The 24,550-nt window shown below is 32.4% G+C and carries 20 protein-coding genes and 1 pseudogene; 16 read left to right on the top strand and 5 right to left on the bottom strand.

The features are described from left to right. Positions 1 to 3 precede the first annotated feature (3 nt). The 6 genes from NST87_RS09085 (at position 4) to fabI (ending at position 6,642) form a co-directional block, all read left to right on the top strand. Entirely contained in the window at positions 4 to 639 is a 636-nt protein-coding gene (locus NST87_RS09085; protein WP_019469070.1) for a GTP pyrophosphokinase, read from the top strand. Positions 640 to 650: 11 nt separating this feature from the next. Then, positions 651 to 1,460 (top strand): NAD kinase, encoded by an 810-nt coding sequence (locus NST87_RS09080; RefSeq protein WP_019469071.1) that lies wholly within the window; start codon positions 651 to 653, stop codon positions 1,458 to 1,460. After that, positions 1,460 to 2,314 (top strand): RluA family pseudouridine synthase, encoded by an 855-nt coding sequence (locus tag NST87_RS09075; protein ID WP_019469072.1) that lies wholly within the window; start codon positions 1,460 to 1,462, stop codon positions 2,312 to 2,314. The genes NST87_RS09080 and NST87_RS09075 overlap by 1 nt, the downstream gene beginning before the upstream one ends. Positions 2,315 to 2,397: 83 nt before the next feature. Then, the gene (gene mgtE, locus NST87_RS09070) at positions 2,398 to 3,726 is read left to right on the top strand and encodes a magnesium transporter (RefSeq protein ID WP_445684176.1); all 1,329 of its coding nucleotides are present in this window, start codon (positions 2,398 to 2,400) and stop codon (positions 3,724 to 3,726) included. 8 nt (positions 3,727 to 3,734) lie between these two features. Further along, positions 3,735 to 5,573 (top strand): monovalent cation:proton antiporter family protein, encoded by a 1,839-nt coding sequence (locus NST87_RS09065; RefSeq protein WP_019469074.1) that lies wholly within the window; start codon positions 3,735 to 3,737, stop codon positions 5,571 to 5,573. A 298-nt stretch (positions 5,574 to 5,871) separates the two neighbouring features. Next, a complete protein-coding gene (gene fabI / locus NST87_RS09060) occupies positions 5,872 to 6,642 on the top strand; it encodes an enoyl-ACP reductase FabI (RefSeq protein WP_019469075.1) in 771 nt (256 codons plus the stop codon). A gap of 96 nt (positions 6,643 to 6,738) precedes the next feature. Here fabI and cozEa read toward each other — a convergent pair whose 3' ends face one another. Next, complete coding sequence (gene cozEa, locus NST87_RS09055; protein WP_019469076.1) at positions 6,739 to 7,824, bottom strand: lipoteichoic acid biosynthesis protein CozEa; 1,086 nt, start codon at positions 7,822 to 7,824, stop codon at positions 6,739 to 6,741. Positions 7,825 to 8,162: 338 nt separating this feature from the next. Here cozEa and NST87_RS09050 point away from each other — a divergent pair. From NST87_RS09050 to NST87_RS09040, 3 genes and pseudogenes are all read left to right on the top strand, one after another. Further along, positions 8,163 to 9,734 (top strand): annotated as a pseudogene (locus NST87_RS09050) (alanine/glycine:cation symporter family protein). Positions 9,735 to 9,832: 98 nt separating this feature from the next. Then, entirely contained in the window at positions 9,833 to 10,579 is a 747-nt protein-coding gene (locus tag NST87_RS09045) for an esterase family protein (protein WP_019469078.1), read from the top strand. Between the two features lie 85 nt (positions 10,580 to 10,664). Continuing rightward, complete coding sequence (locus NST87_RS09040) at positions 10,665 to 11,174, top strand: YjcG family protein (protein ID WP_019469079.1); 510 nt, start codon at positions 10,665 to 10,667, stop codon at positions 11,172 to 11,174. A 128-nt stretch (positions 11,175 to 11,302) separates the two neighbouring features. Here NST87_RS09040 and ltaA read toward each other — a convergent pair whose 3' ends face one another. After that, on the bottom strand, positions 11,303 to 12,505 hold the full coding sequence (ltaA, locus tag NST87_RS09035) for a lipoteichoic acid biosynthesis MFS flippase LtaA (RefSeq protein WP_019469080.1): 1,203 nt from the start codon (positions 12,503 to 12,505) through the stop codon (positions 11,303 to 11,305). Continuing rightward, positions 12,483 to 13,658, bottom strand: a complete 1,176-nt coding sequence (locus NST87_RS09030) for a diglucosyl diacylglycerol synthase (RefSeq protein WP_019469081.1) — start codon at positions 13,656 to 13,658, stop codon at positions 12,483 to 12,485. Before NST87_RS09030 ends, ltaA begins: the two co-directional genes overlap by 23 nt. Positions 13,659 to 14,088: 430 nt before the next feature. Between NST87_RS09030 and NST87_RS09025 the strand changes: the two genes are divergently transcribed. The 7 genes from NST87_RS09025 to NST87_RS08995 all read left to right on the top strand — a co-directional run bounded on the left by NST87_RS09025 (position 14,089) and on the right by NST87_RS08995 (position 23,543). Beyond that, complete coding sequence (locus NST87_RS09025; protein WP_026034787.1) at positions 14,089 to 15,573, top strand: UDP-N-acetylmuramoyl-L-alanyl-D-glutamate--L-lysine ligase; 1,485 nt, start codon at positions 14,089 to 14,091, stop codon at positions 15,571 to 15,573. After that, positions 15,563 to 15,802, top strand: a complete 240-nt coding sequence (locus NST87_RS09020; protein ID WP_019469083.1) for a YueH family protein — start codon at positions 15,563 to 15,565, stop codon at positions 15,800 to 15,802. The genes NST87_RS09025 and NST87_RS09020 overlap by 11 nt, the downstream gene beginning before the upstream one ends. 12 nt (positions 15,803 to 15,814) lie before the next feature. Beyond that, positions 15,815 to 17,377, top strand: coding sequence for a peptide chain release factor 3 (locus NST87_RS09015; protein WP_019469084.1), 1,563 nt, complete (start codon positions 15,815 to 15,817; stop codon positions 17,375 to 17,377). A gap of 366 nt (positions 17,378 to 17,743) precedes the next feature. Beyond that, a complete protein-coding gene (locus NST87_RS09010; protein WP_019469085.1) occupies positions 17,744 to 18,541 on the top strand; it encodes a TerC family protein in 798 nt (265 codons plus the stop codon). 189 nt (positions 18,542 to 18,730) lie between these two features. Continuing rightward, positions 18,731 to 20,473, top strand: coding sequence for a S1C family serine protease (locus tag NST87_RS09005; protein ID WP_340721605.1), 1,743 nt, complete (start codon positions 18,731 to 18,733; stop codon positions 20,471 to 20,473). A gap of 18 nt (positions 20,474 to 20,491) precedes the next feature. Beyond that, a complete protein-coding gene (locus NST87_RS09000; RefSeq protein WP_019469087.1) occupies positions 20,492 to 21,850 on the top strand; it encodes a TrkH family potassium uptake protein in 1,359 nt (452 codons plus the stop codon). Between the two features lie 184 nt (positions 21,851 to 22,034). Further along, positions 22,035 to 23,543 (top strand): bifunctional metallophosphatase/5'-nucleotidase, encoded by a 1,509-nt coding sequence (locus NST87_RS08995; protein WP_019469088.1) that lies wholly within the window; start codon positions 22,035 to 22,037, stop codon positions 23,541 to 23,543. A gap of 207 nt (positions 23,544 to 23,750) precedes the next feature. Here the strand turns inward: NST87_RS08995 and NST87_RS08990 are convergent, their stop codons facing one another. Continuing rightward, complete coding sequence (locus NST87_RS08990; protein WP_019469089.1) at positions 23,751 to 24,353, bottom strand: CPBP family glutamic-type intramembrane protease; 603 nt, start codon at positions 24,351 to 24,353, stop codon at positions 23,751 to 23,753. Between the two features lie 5 nt (positions 24,354 to 24,358). Beyond that, positions 24,359 to 24,544: a YkvS family protein gene (locus tag NST87_RS08985; RefSeq protein ID WP_002508073.1), complete on the bottom strand. Its 186-nt coding sequence runs from the start codon at positions 24,542 to 24,544 to the stop codon at positions 24,359 to 24,361. Positions 24,545 to 24,550: the final 6 nt, after the last annotated feature.

Below are 24,550 nucleotides of genomic sequence, written 5' to 3'. Positions count from 1 at the left end.
ACAATGAATCAATGGGATCAGTTTTTATCTCCATATAGACAAGCAGTTGATGAATTAAAAGTTAAATTAAAAGGGCTTAGAAAACAATATGACGTAGAAGATAATGCTTCACCAATTGAATTTGTGACGGGTCGTGTTAAACCTATGACTAGCATTATTGATAAAGCGAATAAAAGACAAATTTCATTTGATCGATTACATGAAGAAATGTACGATATCGCAGGTTTGAGATTAATGTGTCAATTCGTAGATGATATCGATATTGTGGTGAATCTCTTGAGACAACGTCAAGATTTTAAAGTAGTAGAAGAACGCGATTATATCAGCAATACAAAGCAAAGTGGATATCGTTCATATCATGTTATTATTGAATATCCAATCGAAACACTTGAAGGTGAAAAATCAATTTTAGCTGAAATCCAAATCAGGACATTAGCGATGAATTTTTGGGCAACAATCGAACACACATTGCGTTATAAATATGACGGAGATTACCCACCCGAAATCCAGCACCGACTAGAACGTGCGGCTGAAGCAGCGTTTTTACTTGATGAAGAAATGTCAGAAATTAAAGAAGAAATACAAGAAGCCCAAAAATATTATTCCAAAAAACGTGCTAAAAAGCATGATAATGACTAGGAGGTGTAATCATGCGCTATACAATTTTATCTAAAGGTGATTCAAAGTCTAACGCTTTAAAGCATAAGATGATTAATCACATGAAAGATTTTGAAATGGTTGAAGATACGGAAAATCCTGAAATAGTCATATCAGTTGGTGGAGATGGTACATTATTACAGGCTTTCCATCAGTATAGCCATATGTTATCACGGTGTGCATTTGTAGGGATACATACAGGACATTTAGGTTTTTATGCAGATTGGTTGCCCCATGAAGTGGAAAAATTAATTATTGAAATTAATAATTCAGAATTCCAAGTTATAGAATATCCACTATTAGAAATCATTGTACGTTATAACGATAATGGATATGAGACGAGATACCTGGCATTAAATGAAGCGACAATGAAAACTGAAAATGGCTCTACACTTGTTGTAGATGTGAATATAAGAGGAAACCAATTCGAACGTTTTAGAGGAGATGGCCTGTGTGTTTCAACACCATCAGGTTCCACTGCTTATAATAAGGCGTTAGGTGGCGCATTGATACATCCTTCTTTGGAAGCAATGCAAATTGCAGAAATCGCTTCTATTAATAATAGAGTGTTCAGAACGGTTGGTTCTCCATTGGTATTGCCTAAACACCACACATGTCTGATTACACCAGTGAATCATGATAAGATTTTAACAACCATAGACCATGTTAGTATAAAACATAAGAATGTTAATGCAATCCAATTTAGAGTGGCAAATGAAAAAATTAGATTTGCTAGATTTAGACCTTTTCCATTTTGGAAAAGGGTACATGATTCCTTTATTTCAAGTGGAGACGACGAATAATGCAATTTAATTATACAATTAGAAACCCTCAAATGCTAAGAACCTTTTTACAGGAACAAGGGTATTCTAAAAATACAATTAGCGCCATTAAGCATAATGGCGCTTTAATTGTTAATGGACAAACAGAAACTGTGCGCAAACAATTACAGAAAGACGATAAAGTGGAGGTACATTTAGCTCAAGAAACAGCAAGCCACAATTTGATCCCATTTGAGAAAACTTTAAATATTTTATATGAAGATGAATATTTATTAATTGTTTCCAAAGAAGCTTATCAAAATTGTGCACCATCAAGGGAACACAAACATTTTAGTTTAGCTGAACAAATTCTTGGTTATTTTAAACAATCACGACAAAACATAGTTCCACATATTGTCACTAGGATTGATCGAAATACTTCAGGTATTGTTGTGGTTGCAAAACATGGTTTTCTACATCATCTTATGGCAAACATACACATTGATAAAACGTATTTATGCGTATGCTTTGGTGAAATGAAAGCACATGGAATTATAGATGCACCTATTGCCAGAGATCCTGCTAGTATTATTACAAGACAAGTCAATCCACATGGCAAACAAGCAATAACTAAATATAGGCGTTTAGACTATATCAGTAATTACAGTTTATGTGAAATTACTTTATTAACTGGTCGAACACATCAAATCCGTGTTCATTTTCAGCATATAGGACATCCTATTGTAGGTGATGATTTATATGGAGGCGGACACTCGTGCTATAAACATCAGTTATTACGATGTTTTAAAATATCTTTTATGCATCCAATCTATGATAAAAAAATTGAAATACAGGATAGATATGATGCAATAGAAAATATATTTAATATGATATAATTTGAGTAACTATGGAGGTGGGACTTTTGGCAAATGAAAAAGATCAAATCGTTTTAGAAGATGAGCAAGTATATGACCAAGAAATGTTAGATAAACTACTTCATGAAAATCATATAGATGAATTTAGAGAAGAATTCTTAGCGATGCACACATATGAACAAAGTGAATACTTTGAAGACAGCGATGAAGATATTAGACAAAAAATGTTTGAAGTATTGTCCCCTGAAGAAGTAGCGGATTTCTTCGAACAATTAGAAATTGATGAAGAAGAGTATGAAGCGCTATTCGATACTATGGATGCTACATATGCTAGCAAAGTATTAGAAAATATGTCATATGATAATGCAGTTGACATTATGAATCAATTATCTAAGCAGAAAATTGTTAGCTTGCTAACACTAATGAACCGTGAAGATGCAAAAGAAATTAAAGCATTACTACATTACGAAGAAGATACCGCCGGTGGTATCATGACAACGGAATATATTTCTTTAAAATCAACAATGCCTGTAAAAGAAGCATTAATGCAAGTTAAAGAACAAGCGCCAGATGCTGAGACAATTTATGTCATATTTGCTGTAAATGAGCATAAACAATTAGCTGGGGTTTTATCACTAAGAGATTTAATCGTAGCAGAAAATGATGCTTATATAGAAAACATAATGAGTGAACGTGTGATTAGTGCTAACGCTGCTGATGACCAAGAAGACGTAGCGCAAAAAATGCGTGATTATGATTTTATCGCTATGCCAGTTGTCGATTATCAAGACCATTTATTAGGTATTATAACAATCGATGATATTTTAGATGTTATGGATGAAGAAGCGAGCGAGGACTACTCTCGTTTAGCCGGGGTATCTGATGTTGATGCAACAAATGATTCGGTCATTAAAACTGCTAAGAAACGTTTGCCATGGCTAATCATTTTAACGTTTTTAGGAATGATTACAGCGACGATACTTGGCTCATTTGAGGATACATTAGCACAGGTATCGTTGTTGGCAGCGTTTATTCCAATTATCAGTGGTATGTCTGGTAACTCTGGCACACAATCACTTGCCGTATCAGTACGAAATATTTCAACTGGTGAAATTGATGAACAAAGTAATTTTAAAGTCGCATTAAGAGAAGCGGGCAGCGGCTTTTTAAGTGGTTTGATTTGTGCTATATTGTTATTTATTATTATACTGGTTCTTTACGGACAGCCAATTTTAGCTACGATCGTAGCGAGCAGTTTAACGATTGCTATGACAGTAGGTACGTTAGTGGGATCAATGATTCCATTAGTTATGAATAAATTAAATATTGACCCTGCAGTTGCAAGTGGTCCATTTATAACTACGATCAATGATATTGTGAGTATGTTGATTTACTTTGGATTAGCAACTTCATTCATGTCTTACTTATTATAGGGGGTTACATGGAATTTTTATCACTTGTTGTCGTTGTAATGGCAGCATTCCTTACACCGATACTAATCAATAGATTACGAATTACATTCTTACCTGTTGTTGTAGCAGAAATACTAATGGGTATTCTCATAGGACACTCTTTTTTAAACATAGTAGAGCGTGATGCTATGTTAAATATTTTGTCTACATTAGGCTTTATCTTCTTAATGTTTTTAAGTGGTTTAGAAATTGATTTTAAAGCATTTAAAAAAGATAAAGGATCGTCTGAAGATAAGGATAAAAGTAAAGAACCAGGTCACCTGCAATTAGCACTTACTGTATTTTTATTTATTATGATAATTTCAATTGTATTTGCTTATGCATTTAAGTGGTTTGGCTTAATTGATGATGTCTTATTAATGATTATTATCATTTCTACTATTTCATTAGGTGTTGTTGTTCCAACACTAAAAGAAATGAATATTATGCGTACTACAATCGGACAATTCATATTATTAGTAGCTGTATTAGCTGACCTAGTAACAATGATATTGTTAACTGCATATGGAACACTACATGCTTCAGGTGGTGCATCACTTTGGTTAATAGGTAGTTTAGTAGTATTTGCGCTTGTTTTTTATTTACTAGGAGGCATATTTAAGAAAGCACAATTTTTACAGAAATTGATGGATGGTACCACACAGATAGGTATACGTGCTGTATTTGCACTCATCATTATGCTGGTTGCCTTAGCAGAAGGCGTTGGTGCAGAAAATATTCTAGGCGCTTTCCTAGCAGGTGTGATTGTTTCTTTATTAGGCCCAGATGAGGATATGGTGGAGAAATTAGATTCTTTTGGTTATGGTTTCTTTATACCGATATTCTTTATCATGGTTGGTGTAGATTTAAATATACCAATGTTAATAAAAGAACCATCGTTATTACTTATTATTCCATTTTTAATACTCGCATTTGTAGTATCCAAGTTAATACCAGTGTTTTACGTACGTCGATGGTTTGATATGAAAACGACGATATCTTCAGCATTCCTGTTGACCTCTACTTTATCATTGGTCATTGCTTCTGCAAAAATTGCTGAAAAACTTGGAACAATATCATCGGAAATATCAGGTATTTTAATTTTAAGTGCAGTCATAACATGTGTCTTTGTACCTATCATATTTAAAAAGATGTTCCCAATGCCAGATGAGGCTACAAGACAAATTGAAGTGAGTTTAATAGGAAAAAATCAATTAACCATTCCAATTGCTCAGAATTTAACATCACAACTTTATCAAGTTTCACTTTATTATAGAAATGATTTAAGTGATAAACGTAAATTATCAGATGCGATTTCAATGATTGAAATTGCAGATTACGAAGAACCGTTATTAGATCGACTAGGTTTATTTGAAAGAGATATCGTTGTTTGTTCTACAAATGATGACGATATTAATAGAAAAGTGGCGTTAATGGCTAAAAGGCATGGTGTTAATCGAGTTATTTGTAGATTAGAGGCGAGTACTGGTGATGAAGGTCTACAAAGTGAAGGTATTGAAGTATTTAGTGGTTTTATGAGTAATAAGATACTCTTGAAAGGTTTAATAGAAACGCCAAATATGCTAAATCTTTTAAGTAATGTGGAAACATCGTTGTATGAAATTGCAATGTTAAATCATAAATATGATCAAATTCAATTACGTAATTTCCCGTTTGATGGTGATATTATATTTGTGAGAATCATTCGAAATAATGAATCAATCGTACCTCATGGTGATACTCAATTACGCTATAAAGACCGTGTCATTGTAACGGGTTCTAAAGAATATGTTGATGAATTAAAACGTGAATTAGAGTTTTATTATTAACTTTAATGTCTGGGATATGATTTATATCTCAGACTGTTGTAGAAATAGGCAGTAAATGAGTTTATGAAAGCTGTTTTGAGTTGTTAATATTTATTGAGTGAAGTATTGGTAAACATTTTAACTTGAAAACATATAAAAAATGATAAATTCGCGTATAGAATATAATATGAATTGTTTAAACAATGAAACCAATGTTAAAATAAAGTTTGTTAGAATTGGCATAGAGCAAAGTGATAGGAATACGATTATAACATCTCGAACCAGTTTAAAATGAAAATTTAAAAAAGGAGTTATTTTCATGTTAAATTTAGAAAATAAAACATTCGTCATAATGGGTATTGCTAATAAACGTAGTATCGGTTTTGGTGTGGCAAAAGTATTAGACAAATTAGGTGCAAATTTAGTTTTTACATATCGTAAAGAGCGTAGTAAAAAAGAAATGGAAAAACTTGTAGAACAATTAGATCAACAAACAATTAGAATGTATCAAATAGATGTACAAAAAGACGAAGATGTTATCAATGGTTTCGCAAAAATTGGAGAAGAAGTAGGTAACATTGACGGTGTTTATCATTCGATTGCTTTTGCTAATATGGAAGATTTAAGAGGGCGTTTTTCAGATACATCTCGTGATGGTTTCCTACTGGCGCAAGATATTAGTTCATATTCATTGACAATTGTTGCTAGAGAAGCAAAAAAAATTATGCCTGAAGGTGGTAGTATCGTTGCTACAACTTATTTAGGTGGCGAATATGCTGTACAAAACTACAATGTAATGGGCGTAGCTAAAGCTAGTTTAGAAGCAAATGTACGTTATTTAGCATTAGATTTAGGTGAAGATAATATCCGTGTCAATGCGATTTCAGCTGGTCCAATTCGTACACTGAGCGCTAAAGGTGTTGGTGGTTTTAACACAATCATGAAAGAAATTGAAGAACGTGCACCATTAAAACGTAATGTTGACCAAGAAGAAGTAGGTAAAACTGCAGCATACTTATTGAGTGATTTATCAAGTGGTGTTACAGGTGAAAACATCCATGTAGACAGTGGTTATCATATCGTTAAATAATTTATGATTTAAAACATAATTGAAGATTTATATATTAAAAAAGACTATTCGTTTCTGTCATTGAAACGAATAGTCTTTTTGTTTTATAACGTTATTTTATTCTTTGACATCACTATTTGCTTTAGCGATGATAGCTTGTCTATATCGAAAGACATTTCTGACAACTGTTTTAATTACAGCATATAACGGAACAGCTACTAAAATTAAACCGAAACCACCAAGGTTACCTGCGGCTAATATCACCACAATAATTGTTAAAGGATGAATATTAAGTGATTTACCCATTACGTTAGGTGTGATTACATTACCTTCTAATTGTTGTGCAATGAGCGTGATAATACATACCCATATAAATGTTGAAGGACTTTGTATAATTGCAATGACTGCAGCAGGTGCAAACGCCATCCAAGGACCTAAGAACGGTATCATATTTGCAACACAAGCAAACATAACGAGCAATAGTGTGTAGTTAAGACCTACAATTGAATAACCAATGTATAAGATTATTCCAAGAATAATACTTACTGTTACTTGGCCTTGAATATAAGATTTAACAGTATCATTTAAATCTTTTAATAATTCTACAGTGAAAACTTTTCTATCTCCTTTAAACAATCTTGCAATAAAAGGGATGAAACGCTCATGATCTTTTAACATATAGATTAAAAAGAATGGAACCATTATCAATAAGAAAAGGGTTGAAATAAATGATGTTAAGTATCCTAATGAGTTAGACAGAATATCAGCAGTACTATCGCTAATAGATTGTACCATTTTATTAATTCTATCAGTTACATCATTTGGCAATCTTTCCATTTGATCTAGTGCAAAATTGATGATGTTCTGCACTTCATGTTGTAATGCAGGTATTTGGTGTATTAAGTTTTCAATTTGTTCTGCAATTAATGGAGCTAACACACCAATAACAATACTAATAATAATAATTAAGCCTATAAAGATTATAGTAATGCTCCCCCAACGTGGCACATGATTCTTTTCAAGTATTTTTTGAAAAGGCAAACAAATATAAAATAAAAAGCCACTTAATAATAATGGCAACAATACTGATTGAAGGATAATAATAAATGGTGTGAAAATACTATGTACTTCCATAATCAGTTTGATTAGTAAAAACAGGATTAATAAAGCGATACCTGTTCTAAACCATACTTTGTTAAGCATAGAACGGTTCCTCCTATAAAACTTTATTTTAATTTATAATTCAGTATATCTTAAAAAAAGATAGAACAAAAGATAAATTTGTGAAACTTTGTACTTAATGCGCATGTGAAGATTGATTGCAATTTCAAAGTAATAACAAAGTGAAATCAGTAATACGTAGTGCATTATAAGATAATATAAATATTAAATACATTAATGCTATTTATATAAAAAATTCATAACGAAATATATAATTTGTGAAAATAATAACTTATATAATACATTGCGCGGAACATAACATATGTGTATAATATTAAAAAATATCATTTTCTTTAATGGTATAACAAGGGGGATACGTTATGATAGAAGGTTTTTTAACTTGGCTCTATGACATAGTATGGAGCAAACCATTAGTTTATGGTTTGTTAATCACTGGTATATTATTTTCACTGTTTATGAAATTTTTCCAAGTGAGACACTTTAAAGAAATGATTCGACTTATGTTTCAAGGGGAAAAGTCGCCAACGGGTATTTCAAGTTTTCAAGCAATTGCATTATCGTTAGCAGGTCGTGTAGGTACTGGTAATATTGTAGGGGTATCAACAGCGATATTTATTGGTGGCCCGGGAGCCGTTTTTTGGATGTGGGCAACAGCATTTTTAGGAGCGAGTAGTGCGTTTATAGAATCGACACTAGGTCAGATATATAAACGTGAAGAAAAGGGACAATATAGAGGTGGACCAGCATTTTATATTGAATATGGCATAAAGGGGAGACTGGGTAAAATATATGGCTTGATCTTTGCGATCGTCACTGTGATTTCAGTCGGATTGTTATTACCAGGTGTTCAATCAAATGCTATATCTAGTTCTATGAAAAATGCATTTCAATTAAATCCATGGATTGTAGCCATATTTTTAGCAATTATTATCGGCTTAATCATTTTTGGTGGAATAAAATAGATTGCTAATGCAGCGACTGCAGTTGTACCATTTATGGCAGTATTTTATATTTTAATGGCGGTCATTATTATTATACTCAATATTGAAGCAGTTCCTTCATTATTTGCATTAATTTTCAAATCCGCATTTGGTATGGAAGCTGCTTTTGGTGGGATTGTAGGTGCAATGATTGAAATAGGTGTCAAAAGAGGTCTTTATTCAAATGAGGCCGGACAAGGTACAGGACCTCATGCAGCTGCGGCAGCAGAGGTTTCACACCCAGCAAAACAAGGTTTAGTGCAAGCGTTTTCTGTATACGTTGATACTTTATTTGTTTGTACTGCAACAGCATTAATCATCTTGCTTTCTGGTACATATAATGTAACGGATGGCGGCAACACACCAAGTGATAAAGCAAGTTTAATTAAAAATAATGGCATCTTTGTTGAAATGTCAAATGGAGATAAAGATTATTCTGGAACCGCAATGTACGCACAAGCAGGTATTGACAAAGCATTACAAGGTGGAAGTTATCATTTTGACCCATCGTTCTCTGGATTTGGATCTTATTTTATAGCAATTGCTTTGTTTTTCTTTGCCTTTACTACTATATTGGCTTATTACTATATTGCAGAAACCAATATTGCATACTTAACAAGAAACGCAAATTATAAGACTTCCTTTATATTTATCAATATAACGCGAATTGTATTAATTTTGGCAACCGTTTATGGCGCAGTGAAAACGGCAGATATAGCATGGCTAATGGGAGATTTAGGTGTAGGTATGATGGCCTGGCTTAATATCATAGCAATTTGGCTATTACACAAACCAGCTATAAGCGCATTGAAAGATTATGAATTGCAGAAAAAACGTTTAGGATCGGGTAAAAAAGCTATTTATAAACCAGATCCTGATAAAGTACCTAATGCTGTATTTTGGCTGAAAGATTATCCTGAACGTCTAAAAAAAGAAGATATTAACGACTAAAAATCATATGTCACTTAGACAAATAAAAAGCGAGTTATTTTAAAATATTGCGTCTCTTGATACAATGTCATTAAGACTACGAGGGGGCGCATTATTTTATGGACAATTTTCAAGCAGGGCGAATTAATAAAATTAATTTTTCTAGTGACATATTAGATAGAGACATTACACTTTCTATTTATTTACCTAAAGATTTTACAGAACTATTTAAATACAAAGTTGTCTTTTGTTTTGATGGTTTAGACTTTTTTAGCTTTGGTAGAATACATCGAACTTATGAAAAATTATGGGAAGCAAATGAAGTAGAAAGAGCAATATTTGTAGGTTTTCATTATGAAGATGTTGAAAAAAGGAGAGCAGAATTTCATCCCCAAGGAGCAAAAACGGCTTTAACGGTAAAATGTATGGCGAATGAAATTTTACCGTTTATAGATGCTCAATTTCCAACATATAAAGTAGGAAATGGCAGAATTATTTTAGGTGACAGTTTAGCTGGAAGTGCAGCTTTGATTACTGCCTTATCTTATCCGAGAATTTTTAGTCAAGTGGGACTATTGAGTCCTCAACATGATGAAGTGATACAAACTTTAATCGAACGATGTCAATTTCAAGAACAATTGACAATATGGCATACTGTTGGATTAGAAGAAATAAACTTTGCTTTACCAACGACAGGTAAGCAAGCGGATTTTTTAACACCTAATCGCCAACTTAAATCGATTATCGAACATAGTGATATTAGTTATCATTATGCAGAGTTTGATGGTGGTCATAGATGGAAATCTTGGAAGCATTTATTAGAAGATTTATTAAAATATTTTTTATCAGATAATATTTCTTTTTAATTATCTGTAGGAAATTTAGTTAAAAGTAACGAATTTTTGTGAAATTTGATATAATGTAGTTATGTTAAACAAAGGAGGAATTTAAATGATTTTAGGATTAGCATTAATTCCGTCAAAAGCGTTTCAAGATGAAGTAAATGCATATCGTAAACGTTATGATGCTCATTATGCAACGATAATGCCACACATTACGATTAAAGAGCATTTTAAAATAAACGAAGGTGATCTTGACGCTGTCAAAGAGACAATCAAATCAAGAATCGAGGGGATACCACCGATTGAAGTACACGCGACAAAGGCTTCAAACTTTGCGCCAATTACAAATGTAATTTATTTTAAAGTTGCCAAAACAGACAATTTAGAAAAATTATTTAATCAATTCAATAGTGGTGATTTTTATGGTCGTCCTGAACATCCATTTGTACCACATTTTACAATTGCACAAGGTTTGACTAGTCAAGAGTTCGAAGACATTTTTGGTCAATTGAACTTAGCGGGTATTGACTATAAAGAGGCAATTGAGCAACTTTCTTTAGTTTATTACGATGAAAGTGCGGAAAAATGGAAAGTCTTAGAGAATTTTAATTTTGCATAATATTTTTATATAAAGTTATCATTTCAATCAATGATAATATTGAAACTTAAAAAAAGTCGCTATCATTTTAGAATTTATCTAAAAACTTGATAGCGACTCTTTTGTTTATTGAACACTATTAAATACAGTTAAGTATGTGTGTGTTGTTGTTTATTTTTAACAAAATAAATACCATAAAATATTGCTAAAAATAAAAATACTAATGCTGAGAAATAAAAAGTATTATTAACAGATTTAGAGAATTCTGTGATTAAACCACCTACAAGTGGACCAATCATAGAGCCGAAACCTTGTACACTATTGAACACGCCCCATGTTTCTTCTTGCTCATCCATGTGTATATGACTTGCCATAAAAGTATTCCATGCAGGTAATAAGATGCCGTACATTAGACCGATAAATAATGCTAAGCCCCAAACTAATTTAATATCCGTAATAATAGATAACGTAAATATCATTAAAGTGTATAAAACAAATCCACTAAAAATGATACCGTACATAAATAATGTACCATTGTTGTCTATAATTTTAGATAAAAACAACATAGAAATGGCACAACCTATGCCACCAACGATAATTGCGATTGTGTATTCAACTGTTGAAACGCCCACGACTTTTGTTGCATATGTAGGTAATATCGGTACTAAAGCAGTGATAGAAGCGCCTTGTAATAAAATACCTGGAAATAGAATTAAATGGCGTTTAGTCACATTTACAATTTGCCCTAACTGTTGTTTTACAGGTTTTGTATTATAATTAGTTAGTCTTATTTTAACGAAATAGTATAGAATCCATGCAATTAGTACGACTAATGACATCATAAAAGCAAAACGAGTTGGATGGAATTTAAAAATTAAGTTCATTCCAACCATTCCAACTAATAAACCTAATAACCATGAGAAATAAACATACCCCATTTGTTTACCACGGTTATTTTCATCAACACTTGCAAGCATAATAACCCAAATAGGACTTACTGCGATACCTAGTAATATTGCACTTGTGATTAGCACTACAGGTGATGTAGGAAACCAAATGACTAAAAACAAACTGCCAAACGCTAATAAAAATCCAAGTGTCAAAACAAGCTTTGTACCTAAGCGTTTAAGTAAAAAACCTATGACAAAATTAGTTGTTGCATCAGCAATAAAGTGAATAGAAATAGCGATAGATGTAACACCTACCGCAATAGAAGTTGCTGTTGGAAGTAATGCTAAATAACTCAACACATACATACCTCTAGCAAACTCCATTAAAAATAAAATAATCAACATAATAATAAAATTTGTACTTGAATTGTAATTAGTATTATTTAACGAAGAGCTTTGCATATAAAGGAACCTTTCCATAAACTTCTTCATAACGTGTTGAATGGTCTAGAAGATCTAACAAATCTTTGCATAACTTATATGTTGAATATGGAATGCGCGATTCACTCATTGCTTTAGACATTTCTACTAGTGAAGTTGGATGATTTGTTAATGATGCTACTTGTTGAATAGCTTCATCAGGTGAATAAGCGATAGTGCCGTAACCTTTTTCTTCAAAATAAAGCGCGTTTTCTAATTCCTGACCAGGTGCAGGATCTAAGAAAATCATTGGAATTTGTCGGGTTAGTGCTTCAGAAATTGTGATGCCACCTGGTTTTGTAATCATCAACTGACTTGATGCCATCCATTCATTCATCTGTTTTGTATAACCTAAGATAAGTACGTTATCATAATTTTTAAATTGGCTAGATAATGTGCGTTTCAACTCTTTATTTTTACCACAAACCATGACTACTTGTGATTGTGGACTTTTAGTCAAAATATCACTAATCATTTGACCGAATCCCTTTGAAACACCAAAAGCGCCTGCGGACATAAGTATTGTAGGTTTATCTGGATTCAAATTATTTTGACGTAACCATGAAGATTGGTCAATATCTTGTTCGAATTTATCAGATATTGGAATGCCAGTAACTTTTAATTGATGTCTTGGGATCCCTATTTCAGCAAATTCATCTTTTAATTCCTCAGTTGCCAAGTAATACCTTTGAGAATGTGGTGTAACCCAATTCTTTTGTAATCTATAATCTGTCATAACTGTGGCGATTGGGATATTCATATCAAATTGTTCAGTTAAAACAGACATTACTGGCGTAGGGAAGGTCAACAATATTAAATCTGGTTTTTCTTTTAGTAGTAAATTAATTAATTTATTTAATCCATAATATTTATAGAAACATTTGTCTATTTGGTCAGGTTTACTATAGTAAAAAGATTTGTACATATTTCTGAAATACTTAAAACTATTGATATACCACTTTTTACATATAGAAGTCAAAATTGGGTGAGCTTCTAAAAATAAATCATGTTCAATGACAGTTAAATTGTCTAGATTCATTTCATTGAATTGGTTTACTACGCTTTGAGTAACCTGTAAATGTCCATTACCAAAAGAACCAGTAATAATCAATATTTTTTTGTTACGAGTAACCATTTTGAGTCACCCTCCAATAGTATAAATTTAGCTCATGCTAAGTTTAACGCATTTTATTGTCATGCGAAAGAAAAAACATAATTATTAGAAATTATATCATTTTACAAACGCATAGAAAATGATTCATACTTATTATTTAAAATTATATAACGATAAATTTAGATTGTTCTATATGTATACCATACCACGCTTTCTTTTAAAATAAGCGGCCTTAAAAGAAACTAAACAAATAAAAAAGAAAATCTACACAATTAATTACATATGATTAACAATCCGAATCTAGTTTGTACTCATGATAATTATAAAATTTTTTAAATGAAAACGAAAAATATATAATAGTAGAGAAAGAAATAAATAGCAATATTAGTTTCTATAAAATCACTTGAAAATGTGTATAATAGAAGTATTGGAAATAAAGGAGCGGTTAATGTTGAATGCAAATGAGTTGTTTAAAAAAATAAGAGTTAAACAAGTGATAGGTACATTAGATATGAATGTTAATGATATAACAACAGACTCGCGTACTGCTAAAGAAGGAAGTATATTTGTTGCTTCTAAAGGTTATACAGTCGATAGTCATAAATTTTGTCAAGATGTTGTAAATCAAGGCTGCAAAATTATTGTAGTAAATCATGAACAATTGTTGAAAGGTGATGTAACCCAAGTTATCGTTCCTGACACGTTGCGCGTTGCCAGTTTACTCGTAAATGTATTATTTAATTATCCAAGTAAACAACTAACTACATATGGTGTTACTGGAACCAATGGTAAAACATCTATAGCGACAATGATACACCATATATATAGAAAATTAGATAAAGGCAGTGCTTATTTAGGTACTAATGGTTTCCAAATTAATGAGGAAAAATCTAAAGGTACAAACACAACCCCTGAAACAGTAGCACTAACTAAAAAAATTCATGAAGCTGTAGAAAAGCAAGCACAGGCCATGACTTTAGAAGTATCAAGTCATGGTTTATCATTGGGGCGTTTAAGTGGCGTTAATTTTGATGTAGCGGTATTTTCAAATTTAACGCAAGATCATTTAGACTTTCATGGCACAATGGAAGCTTATGGTCATGCTAAATCATTATTATTCAGCCAGTTAGGTGAAGATTTATCAAAAGAAAAATATGTTGTTTTAAATCAAGATGATAGATTTTCAGAATATTTAGCTTCAGTTACACCTTATGAAGTCTTTACCTATGGCATTAATGAACGTGCGCAATTTATGGCTGAAAATATTAATGAGTCATTACAAGGTGTAACATTTGATTTTAATACACCTGAAGGTACATTTTCTGTGAAGTCACCTTATGTAGGCATCTTCAACGTTTCTAACATTATGGCTGCAATGATAGCTGTTTGGGCAAAAGGTGCTACGTTAGAAGAAATTATTCAAGCTGTAGAAAACTTAGAACCTGTTGAAGGTCGACTTGAAGTTTTAGATCCACAATTGCCAATTAATTTAATTATTGATTATGCACATACAGCGGATGGCATGGATAAACTTATAGATGCTGTGAAACCTTTTGCAAAACAAAAATTAATTTTCTTGTGTGGTATGGCTGGAGAAAGAGATATGGGCAAAACACCTGAAATGGGGCGCGTCGCTTGTAGAGCGGATTACGTTATTTTTACACCAGACAACCCAGCAAATGATGATCCTAAAAAATTAACAAGCGAACTTGCTAAGGGCGCAACACATAATAATTATATAGAATTTGAAGACCGTGCAGAGGGAATTCGTCATGCTATTGAAATTGCTAATCCTGGCGACACAGTTGTCTTAGCTTCTAAGGGACGTGAACCTTACCAAATTATGCCTGGTCATGTAAAAGTACCACATCGAGATGATTTAATCGGTTTAGAAGCAGCTTATAAAAAGTTTGGCGGTGGCCCTATTGGAAATTAGACTTATCAGTCTGAATGATGTAACAGTCCGTAGTTATATTTATAAAAATGCTAACGATGAAGTCTTGCTTTTGGCAATACCAGACTTAAATTGGTCATTAGAAATTGATACTTCGTTAAATGATGATGATATCAAGGAGGAACTTGTGATACACTTGTTTACGTTACTTGATGAGTCAACAGCAGTACAAATTGCTGATGATATTGGTCAATCGATATTTGAGAATTAAAGGAGAGAACAAATGAGTATAAAGGAAGAAGTAGAATCCAGAAAAACTTTTGCGATTATTTCCCACCCAGATGCTGGTAAAACCACATTAACTGAAAAGTTACTATTATTTGGTGGTGCAATTAGAGAAGCGGGAACTGTAAAAGGTAAAAAAAGTGGTAAATTTGCGACAAGTGACTGGATGAAAGTTGAACAAGAACGTGGTATCTCAGTTACAAGTTCAGTGATGCAATTTGATTATGATCATTACAAAATTAACATTTTAGATACACCTGGACACGAAGATTTTTCTGAAGACACATATAGAACATTAATGGCCGTGGACAGTGCTGTAATGGTTATAGATTGTGCGAAAGGTATTGAACCGCAAACTTTAAAACTATTCAAAGTTTGTAAGATGAGAGGCATTCCTATTTTCACATTTATCAATAAATTAGATAGAGTAGGTAAAGAACCGTTTGAATTATTGGATGAAATCGAGTCTACTTTGGAAATCGAAACATATCCTATGAATTGGCCAGTGGGTATGGGACAAAATTTCTTTGGTATCATTGATCGAGATACACATACGATTGAGCCTTTTAGAGATGAACAAAATGTGCTTCATTTAAATGATGATTATGAATTGGAAGAAGATCATAAAATTAAAAATGATAGCGCCTTTACACAAGCAATCGAAGAATTAATGTTGGTAGAAGAAGCAGGAGAAACATTTGATAATGAAGCTTTGAGAAAAGGTGATTTAACACCAGTGTTCTTTGGGTCAGCGTTAGCAAACTTTGGTGTACAAAATTTCTTGAATGCTTATGTTGATCATGCACCTATGCCAAGTGCTCGACAAACGAAAGAAGATATTGAAGTTACACCATATGATACAGATTTTTCAGGCTTTATTTTCAAAATTCAAGCGAATATGGACCCTAAACACAGAGACAGAATTGCATTTATGAGGGTTGTTAGTGGCGCTTTCGAACGAGGTATGGATGTTACGTTACAAAGAACGAAAAAGAAACAAAAAATAACACGTTCAACTTCATTTATGGCTGATGACAAAGAAACTGTTAATCATGCGGTCGCCGGAGATATCATAGGCTTGTATGACACAGGAAATTACCAAATTGGAGATACATTAGTAGGTGGAAACCAAAAATTTAGTTTCCAAGAATTACCACAGTTTACACCAGAATTATTTATGAAAGTTTCTGCGAAAAACGTCATGAAACAAAAACATTTCCATAAGGGAATTGAACAGTTAGTTCAAGAAGGTGCAATTCAATACTATAAAGCATTGCATACTAATCAAATTCTTATTGGTGCAGTTGGTCAACTACAATTTGAAGTTTTTGAACATAGACTTAAAAACGAATATAATGTTGATGTCATCATGGAACCAGTTGGTCCAAAAATTGCAAGATGGATTGAAAATGAAGAAGATATTAAAGATAAAATGAGTTCTTCTCGTTCTATATTAGTTAAAGATGTTTATGATAATTACGTTTTCTTATTTGAAAATGAATTTGCAACGAGATGGTTTGAAGAAAAATTTCCAGAAATTAAATTATACAGTTTGTTATAACATGAATAATTGTGTATAATACTATATTATTAATAGAATACCTATGACTTTGTAGTCGGAGGGGAGTAACTCAACTGTTTTTAAAGAGATATATGAGATAGTCATATCATTATAAAATATCTGTTTTATATATCTTTTTAACATAGTCATTTTATCGTCATTACGAAACGTTAAATGTTTCCGGTAAAATGGGCAGGAAAAACACTGTCGAGTGAGACCTTTGCTTATAAATGTTACAAACATACAAATTATATAAGACTGAGAGTTTAATTTACTTTAGTGAGTGTATATGATTTAAAAATGTATGTAGCATTTACTTAGCTTAGGTCTCTATTTTTATGTAAAAAACTAAAGGAGTTGTCCTAAATGGATCCGAGTTTGATTTTACCTTATTTATGGGTTCTAGTAGTACTGGTATTTTTAGAAGGTTTATTAGCAGCAGATAATGCTGTTGTAATGGCAGTCATGGTTAAACATTTGCCTCCTGAACAACGTAAAAAAGCATTGTTCTATGGACTGTTAGGTGCATTTATTTTCCGTTTTATTTCTTTATTCTTAATAAGCATTATCGCACATTTTTGGTGGATTCAAGCGCTAGGCGCAATTTACCTACTATACATGTCGATTAAAAACCTCATATCATTCTTTAAAGAAAAAGATCATCAAAAAGAGGATGGTACTGATGATCATCATTATGATGAATCGGGTGAGGAAATACATGCTAGTCCAAAAGCATTTTGGGGCACAGTATTAAAAGTAGAATTTGCTGATATAGCATTTGCGATTGATTCCATGTTAGCTGCCCTTGCTATTGCAGTAACTTTACCGACTGTTGGTATACACTTTGGTGGTATGGACCTTGGTCAATTTGCAGTCATGTTCCTAGGTGGTATGCTAGGTGTGATCATCATGCGTTTTGCAGCCACTTGGTTTGTAAATCTATTGAACAAATATCCTGGTTTAGAAGGCGCTGCATTTGCGATTGTAGGTTGGGTAGGTATTAAATTAGTAATTATGGTGCTAGCACATCCTGATATTAAAATATTACCAGAACATTTCCCACACAGTGTATTATGGCAATCAATTTTCTGGACGGTTATGATTGCACTTGTAATTATCGGTTGGTTAACATCTGTTAAAAATAATAAAAAAGAACATCAATAATATATGTAAGCCTGAGTCATAAAACTTATGACTCAGGCTTTTTTGTTCTATATGTGATAAAGTTAGAATTTTTTACTAAAAGAGACTATAATCTGTAGTATGCTAACTTTATATGACAAAATAAAGCAGAAAAATTATATATGTTATGTCATAATAGAATTGTAATCAAAAGTAATAGGGGGGCTTACTGTGACGCAAAATAAAAAACATGTCATCCCAAAAGTAAAGTATGGACGTAAACGACGTGAATACTTTCATAACGAGGAACGGGAACAACGTGTGCAACAAGAACGTAAAGCTAGAAAACAGCGTGAAGAAAAAGCTGAAATACTTGCTAAAAATAATGAAGAACGTGTGAAAGAAAATTTAAGAAAAGCACGTATTGAAAAGCTAACACAAGAAGAAATTCAGCAACAACAAGCAATTGCGGCAGCACGGAATGCCAAACATACGCAAGAAGACACACAGCACAATGACACAACTTCAGCAAATAATATCAATCATTCATATAATGAAAACGACGATATGGTGTCGGAAGAAAATAAAATAGATTCAAAATCAGTACACACTGAGAGCGAGACTCAAAATGACAGTACATCGTCAAATGAACAACATGTCCCACCAAAAAAAGAACAAGAACAGAACTTTTATTCAGAAAATGCGCAACAATCTAGAGTCGATTATTATTTGAATAATGATGAACAAACTTCACAACAAAAAAGTTCTAGGGAATATTCGAATTCTAACACTGAAAATAAGCATCAAAATACGACTAACACGCTAGATAAAGTTAAAGTTTTCTTTATTGAACATTGGGCCAAAATTCTAATTGTTGTGGCAGTTATTGTTTTACTGACACTCATACAGGCTATATTCAAAAATGTTGATGAAAATGGTACTTTAAATGATCATGTCTTTCATGATAATCAAAATAAAGATAAGACTTATACAGCAACAATGAAAAGCGCGAACAATGCAATTCATTCCGTAGTAACTGTTGAAAATGATACGAGTGATGATAGAACTTCTGCTGAAAAAGAGACACAAGAAGCAGGTAAAGAAAATGAATTAGGTTCAGGTGTCGTCTACAAAAAAGTGGGCGACTCTATTTTTATTATGACCAACGCACATGTGGTTGGAGATAAAAAAGAACAAAAGATTACATATGGTAATGATGACTATTCTATTGGAAAAGTTATTGGCACGGACAAATATTCAGATATCGCCGTTGTTAAAGCTAAAGTAAAATCAGATAGTAAAGTGAAACCGATTAAAATAGGTGATTCCAGCACTTTAGTACTAGGTGAACCGATCATAGTAGTAGGGAACCCCTTAGGTGTAGACTTTAAAGGAAGTATATCTGATGGTATTATTTCAGGTTTGAATAGACATATACCAGTAGATATCAATAAAGATGATCAATATGATGTATTAATGAGTGCTTTTCAAATAGACGCTCCTGTAAATCCAGGTAACTCAGGTGGCGCAGTTATCGATAGGAAAAGTAAGTTAGTAGGCATAGCATCATTAAAAATAGATATGGAAAATGTTGAGGGGATTGCCTTTGCTATACCAATCAATGACGCTGAAGATATTGCCAAGCAGTTAGAAGCTAAAGGTGAAGTCAAATATCCTAACACTGGCGTAAAAATTGCTAATATTGGAGATATTGATGAAGCTACAAAGCAATCTATTAATTTACCAGAAGACGTTAAAAAAGGTGTATTTATAGGTGACGTTAAAAAAGATTCATTAGGTGAAAAATCCGGGTTGCAAAAAAATGATGTCATAGTAGAATTAGATGGTAAAGAATTAGAAGATAATCTTAGATACAGACAAATTATCTTTAATCATAAAGATGATTTAAAAACATTACCAGCTAAAATCTATAGAGATGGTAAAGAAAAGGATATTAAGATTAAACTGAAGTAACGTTGAGGTGAAGAAACGTTGTCCATTTTCAACCAATTGTTAAAAAAATCAAGTCCTCAACAAGGGATTGTAATGTATTATATCGTGGCAATTATTGTAGCATTTTTAATGTTGAACTTGCCCTTTGTTCATAAGTCTAATGTGTCTGTAGATCCAATTGATTCATTGTTTGTTGCTGTGTCTGGTGTCAGTGTAACAGGATTAACACCAGTTAATATTATTGATACTTACACAACCTTTGGTCAAGTTATAATTATGCTGATACTTAATTTGGGCGGGATTGGTGTTATGGCCATCGGAACTATGCTATGGGTTGTCTTAGGTAAGCACATCGGTATGCGCGAACGTCAATTGATCATGTTAGATAATAATAAACATACGATGAGTGGCACTGTGAAATTGATTTTAGATATTGTTCGAACAATCATCATTATAGAACTTGTTGGTGCATCGCTATTAGCATTTTATTTTTATAGAGATAACCCGGATATACAATATGCAATCATGCAAGGATTATTTGTATCGGTATCGGCAACGACAAATGGTGGACTTGATATAACAGGACAGTCACTTATACCTTATGCTAATGACTATTTTGTACAAACAATCGTTATGTTTTTAATTATGTTAGGTTCAATTGGTTTTCCTGTATTAATAGAAGTGAAAGCATATATAAAAAATCGAATTCCTAATTTTAGATTTTCATTATTTGCAAAAATTACAACGGTAACATATTTTGGTTTGTTTATTTTTGGTGTGATAATTATTCTATTATTTGAACATAACCAAGCTTTTCAAAATATGAGTTGGCATAAATCGTTATTTTATGCATTGTTTCAATCAGCAACCACTAGGAGTTCAGGACTTCAAACTATTGATGTAAGCGGATTTGGTGAAGGTACGAATATTGTTATGGGTATATTGATGTTTATAGGCTCATCTCCAAGTTCAGTAGGTGGTGGTATTAGAACAACGACATTTGCTATTTTAATATTATTCCTTTTAAACTTTAGTAACCAACCTGAGAAAACATCTATCAAAGCATTTAATCGTGAGATTCACATTACTGATGTTCAACGTTCATTTGCTGTATTTATCATGGCCAGTATATTAACTTTCACGAGCATGATTTTTATACTAGTTGTTGAAAATGGGAAGGTATCCTTTTTACAAGCATTTTTCGAAGTCATGTCAGCATTTGGTACATGTGGATTATCGTTGGGGATTACAGGTGATGTGAATGATATGAGTAAAGGCGTCTTGATGTTATTGATGCTCATTGGTCGTGTCGGCTTAATCAGTTTTATTATTATGATTGGTGGACGTAGAGAACCAGATAAATTCCATTATCCTAAGGAACGCGTTCAAATTGGTTGATTGTTAAATGTAAGTCTGAACTTAATAATTTGTGAAATCATGGCGCCAGTATATCTAACAAAGGATGTGCTGGTGCTTTTAATTTTGAAATAAAGGAAGCATATATAGTGAATCATATATGTTCATAATTATTTCAAGCTAATTTAGAAACGTGTTAGACTATGATTAATGAGGGGAGAGGCGTATGAAAAAAAGTGAAAAAATCGCAATAGACATTATTACTACTTCTGATATGCATAGTTATTTTCAAAGTGGTGAAAATAATTCAAATATTTATAGAGCAGGCGCTTATGTTAAAAGTATTAGAGAAACAAACGATCACGTCATTCTATTAGATAGTGGTGGTAGTTTAGCAGGTTCGTTAGCAGCATTTTATTATGCAGTGGTAGCACCTTATAAGCGTCATCCAATGATAAAATTAATGAATGCCATGCAATACGATGCAAGTGGTATTAGTCCTAATGAATTTAAATTTGGACTGTCATTCTTTTCGAGGGCTGTATCATTGTCGAGGTTTCCTTGGTTATCCGCAAATATTGAATATAAGCGTACGAAAGAACCATATTTTTCTACACCTTATACAATTAAAGAAATTGAAGGTGTGAAAATCGCAATTGTGGGTTTAACTTCAGATGGTTTAATGGAGCGAGAACATTTTGAAATGGAAAATGATGTACGGATTGAAAAGACATTGCGCTCTTCTAAACGCTGGATTCGATTTATTCACGAAAGTGAAATGCCTGACTTTTTAATTGTTATATACCATGGTGGGCTTAATCAACTAAATAAAACATCAAATGAACGTGAACAAAATGTTAATGAAGCGGAAAAAATAATGCAAACTTTAGGCGTTATTGATTTATTAATCACTGGTCATCAACATCAAACATTCATTGGTAGAGATGATCAAACGCTTTATGTGCAAGCTGGACAAAATGCTGAACAACTTATCCATGTGAAAATAAACTTTAAAAAGCGCACAAATTCTTATGAATTAGAAAATGTCAATTCTAAAATCGTAGATCTAAATCATTATCCAGAAGACCAAGCATTATTAGATTTGACTTTTTATGATAGAAAAACAGTTTGTAATTGGAGTGAAGAAAGCATTAACGAAAATGCTATATCAGCTGAGGTAAACGGTTTGAGTGATGTTATTACAAAACCACATCCATTTACACAGTTATTGCATGATAGTATTCGGTTAGCCTATGATTATGATATATCGTGTGTGCACTTACCAACGAGTGGTGAAGAAGGACTCAGAGGCATCATTACAAATGAAGATTTATTCAATGCTTATCCTCATCCAGACGTTCCTGTTGATTTAACAATGAAAGGTCAACAAATTCACGATATTTTAGAATATTGCTATTCGCATATAGAATTTAGTGATGGTGCATTGAGTTTAACAATTGTAGATGAAACCTTATGTACGTTTTGGCAAGGTGTTCATTACACCATAGATATGAATGCTGAACCTTATCACCGTGTAACATTAGAAAATATTAAGTTGGATCATATGTATCGTGTAAGCATGACTGATTACTGCTATAGAAACTACAAGCAATATTTAGAAAATGCTGTCATACATGAAACCGGAGAAATTACAATGGTAGAATTAATTTCTAGAAATTTAAAAGATAATGATTACCATATTGAACAAAAACAAACATTTAACGTTATTATTTGATATGACACATAAAGTTTGAATGTCATCAATAACTATAAAAATGTCATGAAACCAAACAAAACGCCAATTTCTATATTATTTCAATAGAAGTTGGCGTTTATTTTCGTGCAGAGATCTTAAATGGTTAATCTCTTTTAAAATTTGGAAAAAGGGTTAATATCTCACCCTTTTTTCATATCATTCATAAGCCTGAGTTTCCGTTTCAATTTAACCGTGGAAAATTAATAGAATAACAACTGCAACAATTTGTGCTATTACAGTCGTAGCAATTCTGCGCGTATAATAATAGCTTAATGAAAGCACAATTTGAACGATAAACACAAAGAAAACAATCCACAATTTATCTAGATAGAAAAATAAAGAAGCAGAACAAATTGCTGTTATTAATACACTTAACCACATGGGGATGTTTAATTTGAGTAATTCTTTTTGTAATACTGTTCTCATATAGAGTTCATGACATGGTATTACAAATAATAATGTAACTAACATTTGCCATTTAAAATATACGCCTGTTCGCGTTAACTCTTTCATCAGTGCTGTATACTGAATATCTGATGAGATAACCGCTAAAATAAGCTGTACAATAATGAGCACGATACCAGTAATAATTCCTATCCCTAGAGATGTTAATAATCTTTTTGACTCAATATCTCTTTGGTAAAAGATATAACTGATACCTGCGATGAGCATGATACCAGTATAAAGGTACCAGTATTCTTGCTTTTCACCCCACATTATATATAAAATAATGTGAAATACGATAAAACTTACAATAAACCAGATTAAAGCGTTTGAAATTCTATTCATATAAACTATCCTTCTTGTTCGACGATTGTATATCGTTTGTGATTGATGACAGTTTTTTCAGGCAGGTCTAGATCATTGAAGTTTTCCATAATTGTTAAATCTACAATTACAGAGTTATCATTAATTTTTTCTACGCGGCCTTTTAAACCGTCATAAAATTCCACTATATTTCCGACTTCTGCAACAGTCATATTGAA

This window comes from Staphylococcus sp. FSL W8-0271, from assembly GCF_038006605.1.
Lineage (GTDB): Bacteria > Bacillota > Bacilli > Staphylococcales > Staphylococcaceae > Staphylococcus > Staphylococcus cohnii.
The sequence above is the reverse complement of the archived record's forward strand: the minus strand, read 5'-3'. Positions and strand labels throughout refer to the sequence as shown.

Coding starts and splice junctions, on each gene's coding strand:
- NST87_RS09085 (WP_019469070.1), top strand. CDS start 4: ATGAATCAATGGGATCAGTTTTTATCTCCATATAGACAAGCAGTTGAT.
- NST87_RS09080 (WP_019469071.1), top strand. CDS start 651: ATGCGCTATACAATTTTATCTAAAGGTGATTCAAAGTCTAACGCTTTA.
- NST87_RS09075 (WP_019469072.1), top strand. CDS start 1,460: ATGCAATTTAATTATACAATTAGAAACCCTCAAATGCTAAGAACCTTT.
- mgtE (WP_445684176.1), top strand. CDS start 2,398: ATGTTAGATAAACTACTTCATGAAAATCATATAGATGAATTTAGAGAA.
- NST87_RS09065 (WP_019469074.1), top strand. CDS start 3,735: ATGGAATTTTTATCACTTGTTGTCGTTGTAATGGCAGCATTCCTTACA.
- fabI (WP_019469075.1), top strand. CDS start 5,872: ATGTTAAATTTAGAAAATAAAACATTCGTCATAATGGGTATTGCTAAT.
- cozEa (WP_019469076.1), bottom strand. CDS start 7,824: ATGCTTAACAAAGTATGGTTTAGAACAGGTATCGCTTTATTAATCCTG.
- NST87_RS09045 (WP_019469078.1), top strand. CDS start 9,833: ATGGACAATTTTCAAGCAGGGCGAATTAATAAAATTAATTTTTCTAGT.
- NST87_RS09040 (WP_019469079.1), top strand. CDS start 10,665: ATGATTTTAGGATTAGCATTAATTCCGTCAAAAGCGTTTCAAGATGAA.
- ltaA (WP_019469080.1), bottom strand. CDS start 12,505: ATGCAAAGCTCTTCGTTAAATAATACTAATTACAATTCAAGTACAAAT.
- NST87_RS09030 (WP_019469081.1), bottom strand. CDS start 13,658: ATGGTTACTCGTAACAAAAAAATATTGATTATTACTGGTTCTTTTGGT.
- NST87_RS09015 (WP_019469084.1), top strand. CDS start 15,815: ATGAGTATAAAGGAAGAAGTAGAATCCAGAAAAACTTTTGCGATTATT.
- NST87_RS09010 (WP_019469085.1), top strand. CDS start 17,744: ATGGATCCGAGTTTGATTTTACCTTATTTATGGGTTCTAGTAGTACTG.
- NST87_RS08995 (WP_019469088.1), top strand. CDS start 22,035: ATGAAAAAAAGTGAAAAAATCGCAATAGACATTATTACTACTTCTGAT.
- NST87_RS08990 (WP_019469089.1), bottom strand. CDS start 24,353: ATGAATAGAATTTCAAACGCTTTAATCTGGTTTATTGTAAGTTTTATC.
- NST87_RS08985 (WP_002508073.1), bottom strand. CDS start 24,544: ATGACTGTTGCAGAAGTCGGAAATATAGTGGAATTTTATGACGGTTTA.